Origin of the sequence: Vibrio sp. T20, assembly GCF_007858795.1 — a bacterium.
Lineage (GTDB): Bacteria > Pseudomonadota > Gammaproteobacteria > Enterobacterales > Vibrionaceae > Vibrio > Vibrio satsumensis.
Map to the genome: position 1 here is coordinate 1 of NZ_VFEB01000039.1, position 425 is coordinate 425.

1 rRNA gene is annotated in these 425 nt (G+C 46.1%); it reads left to right on the plus strand.

Annotated elements, in window-relative coordinates:
* Positions 1 to 92: 92 nt before the first annotated feature.
* Positions 93 to 425, plus strand: a 23S ribosomal RNA gene (locus tag FTW16_RS01900); the annotation flags it as partial.

Here is a 425-nt window from a genome sequence, read left to right on the forward strand (position 1 = left end):
GTCCGGCAAACAGTCATCAAGAATTAACCCTTCTTGATGACAACCAAAAACCTTGGTTAGTTGCCATACGCTAAGACCCTTTCGGGTTGTATGGTTAAGTGACTAAGCGTACACGGTGGATGCCTTGGCAGTCAGAGGCGATGAAAGGCGTAATAACTTGCGATAAGCCCAGATTAGGTAGTAATAACCTTTTGAGTCTGGGATTCCTGAATGGGGAAACCCACTTACATAAGTAAGTATCCTGTTGTGAATACATAGCAACAGGAGGCAAACCGGGGGAACTGAAACATCTAAGTACCCCGAGGAAGAGAAATCAACCGAGATTCCGAAAGTAGCGGCGAGCGAAATTGGATTAGCCCTTAAGCTTTTAATGAGACAGATGAAGGCTCTGGAAAGTGCCGCAGTAAAGGGTGATAGCCCCGGAA